This window comes from Agathobaculum sp. (genome assembly GCF_050946325.1).
In the GTDB taxonomy this organism is placed as follows: Bacteria; Bacillota; Clostridia; order Oscillospirales; family Butyricicoccaceae; genus Agathobaculum.
This window is the reverse complement of sequence record NZ_JBMNUP010000164.1, coordinates 1-3813: the sequence shown is the minus strand read 5'-3', so window position 1 is coordinate 3813 and position 3813 is coordinate 1. Positions and strand designations below refer to the sequence as shown.

The 3813-nt window shown below is 60.4% G+C and carries 5 protein-coding genes; 1 reads left to right on the top strand and 4 read right to left on the bottom strand.

Annotated features, from left to right (window positions below; translation table 11 throughout):
• A partial coding sequence (gene dusB, locus ACOYIE_RS09920) for a tRNA dihydrouridine synthase DusB (RefSeq protein WP_433412786.1) occupies positions 1 to 818 on the bottom strand: 818 nt, incomplete at its 3' end.
• A 47-nt stretch (positions 819 to 865) separates the two neighbouring features.
• Here dusB and ACOYIE_RS09915 point away from each other — a divergent pair.
• On the top strand, positions 866 to 1147 hold the full coding sequence (locus ACOYIE_RS09915; protein ID WP_433412784.1) for a hypothetical protein: 282 nt from the start codon (positions 866 to 868) through the stop codon (positions 1145 to 1147).
• Positions 1148 to 1250: 103 nt separating this feature from the next.
• Here the strand turns inward: ACOYIE_RS09915 and ACOYIE_RS09910 are convergent, their stop codons facing one another.
• The 3 genes from ACOYIE_RS09910 to ACOYIE_RS09900 all read right to left on the bottom strand — a co-directional run.
• The gene (locus tag ACOYIE_RS09910; RefSeq protein ID WP_433412782.1) at positions 1251 to 1760 is read right to left on the bottom strand and encodes a DedA family protein; all 510 of its coding nucleotides are present in this window, start codon (positions 1758 to 1760) and stop codon (positions 1251 to 1253) included.
• 99 nt (positions 1761 to 1859) lie between these two features.
• A complete protein-coding gene (locus ACOYIE_RS09905; protein WP_433412780.1) occupies positions 1860 to 2120 on the bottom strand; it encodes a hypothetical protein in 261 nt (86 codons plus the stop codon).
• 54 nt (positions 2121 to 2174) lie between these two features.
• On the bottom strand, positions 2175 to 3813 hold a 1639-nt coding region (locus tag ACOYIE_RS09900), incomplete at its 5' end, for a SpoIIE family protein phosphatase (protein WP_433412778.1).

Below are 3813 nucleotides of genomic sequence, written 5' to 3'. Positions count from 1 at the left end.
TCCCCTTTCTCCTCTGCCGCCAGCATCATCTGCCGCACCGCAGTGTCCATCCGCTCCGCAAAAGGCGGCAGCGGCGGACATACCCCCGTTTGCATCAGGGCGTTCGTCCGTTCAAATATCCACGGGTCGCCCAGCGCGCCGCGGCCGATCATGACAAAATCCGCACCCGTATGCGCAAGCAGCCGCACGGCGTCCTCGGGCGCAAACACATCGCCGTTTGCCGCAACCGGAATGGAAACCGCCTGTTTGACCGCCCGAACCGCGTCCCAGTCCGCCGTTCCGCTGTATTGCTGCGCGCGCGTTCGTCCGTGCACCGCAATCGCGGCCGCGCCGGCCTGTTCGCACATTTTGGCAAATTCCACGCAGTTGATGTGCTTTTCATCCCAGCCCTTGCGGAACTTGACCGTCACCGGCACATCCACCGCGGCGCATACCGCTTCAATGACGCGCGCCGCCTGCGCCGGATCGCGCATCAGCGCCGAACCGTCCCCGTTATTCGCAATCTTGGGCGCGGGGCACCCCATGTTAATATCAATGATATCGCATCCGGAAACCGCGCGCGCAATCCGCGCGCCTTCGGCCATGGACGCGGGCTCATGCCCAAAAATCTGTGCGGCAGCAGGATGCTCCTCCCGCCCGAGCGACAGCAGCGCGGGCGTTTTTTTTTCCCGATAGCACAATGCCTTGGAAGAGACCATTTCCGTTACCGTAAGCGCCGCCCCATGTTCGCGGCACACCTGCCGGAAGGCACGGTCGGTCACGCCGGCCATCGGCGCAAGAATGAGCCGTCCGGTCAGCGCTGCATTGCCAATTTGCATATTTCTCCCCCACTGCATGTAAATTAACGCAATATATTTTAGCACAAATGCCCACCTATTGCAAATTGCAAAGTGGTGACAAAAGCCGCTGCAAAACGCTTTTCTACAGCTTTTTTCCTTTTGAAAATCCAAAAACCGCCCCTTTCGCCGCAAAAAAGGCCGTCCCCCTGCGGGACGGCCTCAGCTTGTCGAAAAAGTATTTTGTTGATATGGATGTTCACAATACGCGCGGCAGCGCGCATAAAATAGCATTTGCAGCGCAAATGCATAAAAAGTCAGGACATGTGCCTGACGTTTTATACTTTGAGAGAGAAAAAGTTTCTGCATAGGAACTTTTTACTCGTCCATGTTTGGCGTTGTCCAAACATAGATTGTCGGAAAAACGAAGTTTTTCGACAGTCTCAGGCCGTCCCCCCGCGGGACGGCCACTGTTCACCCTAACATAGACAGTATTTTCTCACTGAAAAAGTATCCAAACGAAATCAGCGCGGTATTCCATACGGTAATTCCAACGGCAGACCAGCCTGCAAACCACTTGAGCGGCATGCGAATCAGTCCCGCCGGAATGGAAACAATGGTGCGCAGCACCGGAATCAGGCGGCAAAATGCCAGTCCTCTGCCCTTATGCTTGTCAATATAGGAATGGCTCCGCCGGATAAACGACTGTAACTTTTCACTTTTTCCAAACAGGCGCCGCATCAGGGGTTCGCCGCCCCAATAGCACAGCGCATAAATTACCATGCTGCCCAGCAGGCCGGATATCACGCTCAATACCACCGTCAGGCCAAGCGACAGCTCGCTTCGCCCAATCAATACGCCGACGCACGGCATGATCACGCCCGCCGGAAAGCCGGGCAAATTCATATATTCACAAAAAATCACCGCGCAGATTAAAATCAGCCCATATTGATGAAAAAGCGCAAAAAACTGGTCGGCTGTCATGCCATCTCTCTCCTATGCAAAACCTTATATCCTTGATACATAAGTATAGCAAGCGTTTTGCAGCGAAACAAGGCCCGCAGGCCGCAATTTTCAATCTGTTTACAAAGTCAGCGCCCAAACAGCCCATGCCGCGCCGGTCAGCAGCGCGCCGAGCAAACCCGCCGCCGCAAGATGCCATGCAGAAAAACGGCGGCGCCTGCTCTGGGCTGCGCCCAGGTATCCGTTCGCAATCCGGCAGGCCTCCCGTACAATATCGCGGCGCGGCGGCGCGCTGTCCCGCATCAGAAAAATGGCCTGCTCAAACAAGCCGTCCTCTTCCGGCCGGACGACAACCACACGGCGGCTGATTCCCTTTACCATAAGACGCTCCCTCCCTTTTACGGAAAGTATGTCCAGTTTTCCGCGCGGTAATCCTCACTGTTTTTCCATCCGCATTACCAATGCCGTCCGGTCATCGTCATGCCCTCTGCCTCTGGCCTCCACCACCAGCCGCGCTGCCAGTTCTCTGGGGCTGTCCCCCGCGTGCCGCTCGAGCAGTTCGAGCACCCATTCATCGTCCGTGCCGTCCGATACGCCGTCCGACAGCATCACATATAAATCGCCGTGTCCAAACCGCAGCGGCACCGGTTCGCCCAGCCCGTCCTCTTCTGCCAGACCGACGGGCAGCGCCTCCGAGCAGAGCCGCGTCCACTTGCCGCCCGCGCGCAGGTAAGACGGCGCCGCGCCGCATTTCAGGCTTTCCGCCCTGCCCGTGAACAAATCGACATTCAGCGCGTCCAGCGTGACAAACCGCGTACCGTCCGAGCGCAGCCGCAGTGCAGGCGACACCGCGCCCAGCGCGTCGCGCACCGATACGCCCGCACGCAGAAAACGCTCCATCGCGCCGGTCAGCATGCGGCTGTCCTGCGCCGCAGCTGCGCCCGAGCCCATGCCGTCCGCCAGCAGCAGGCAGGCCTCGCCCGCATCCGTTACAAAATAGCAGCCGCTGTCGCCCGAAACCGAGGAGCCCTCCTTCTGCTGCCGCCCGATACCCGCCACCACGCGGAAGGGCGCGCGCTCACGCAGCACAAGGCGCGCATCCTCCTCTTTTCCCACCAGTTTCGGCTCGGTCAGGCCCACGCCCAGCAGCGCGCCCAGTCCGGCCGCAAAGCCGCTGCCCTGCCGGAGAATGTCCTCCGTTCCCGCGCCGTACAGCTCGACCACCAGCCGCCCCTGTCCGTCGCGCACAACGCATACCTGGTCAATCCAGCCGAACGCGGCTGCATACCGGCGCACCTGACGTTCCATGGCCGGCTGCGCCGCCTCGCCGTGCGCGGCTTCCGCACCAAGCTGGCGCAGAATATCCGTAACGCCCGCATACTGCCGCGCCAGCAGGCTCTGATTTTCCTCCTGCTGGCGGCGCAGGCTCTGCCGCTCGCGCAGGGCAAACAGCGCGCCGTTGATCGCACGCAGCAGTTCAGGCAGATGTACGCAGCGCGAAGCGAAGTGCTGCGGAAAATCCGAAAGCTCCGCGCGTCCCCGCCGCAGCATGGGCTGGGTCACATCGTTGAGCGCAGAAAGCGTTGTGATATAATCCCGCTGCCAGCACTGGGAGCACAGTACGCAGTTCTTGCATACACGGTCGCTCGCGCGGTCAAAAACCGCCCGCACATGCGCGTCCCCCGCCTCCTTGCCTTCGTTTAAGCCGTTCAGCATGGCAAGATACATCTCGTAAAACGCCTGCGCCGCCTCGCTCGCGCATTTGCCCGCGCGCTGCCGGACGCTGCGGCGCACGCCGCTTCCGGTCAGCGATTCCGGCAGCAATGTCTGCCGCAGCGCGTTCCACACAAATTCCGGCAGCGCCGCAAATACGGCAACCGCACAGATCAGCTCCAGAATAAGCGGCACAAACAGCACATGGTCCACACCCAGCATGGAGGCGCACAGACCGGACGCAAGCGCGCACAGCGCAAACCACGTCCGTCCCTGTCCGCGGAACGCGCCTGCAACCAGCGCGCACAACCCATAGCAGCAGGTAAACAGCGCGCCCTGACCCGCGGCAAGGTCCATCGCC

Excerpts from the sequence above, each read along its gene's own strand:
- ACOYIE_RS09910 (WP_433412782.1), bottom strand. The coding sequence starts at position 1,760 with ATGACAGCCGACCAGTTTTTTGCGCTTTTTCATCAATATGGGCTGATT.
- ACOYIE_RS09905 (WP_433412780.1), bottom strand. The coding sequence starts at position 2,120 with ATGGTAAAGGGAATCAGCCGCCGTGTGGTTGTCGTCCGGCCGGAAGAG.
- ACOYIE_RS09915 (WP_433412784.1), top strand. The coding sequence starts at position 866 with ATGCCCACCTATTGCAAATTGCAAAGTGGTGACAAAAGCCGCTGCAAA.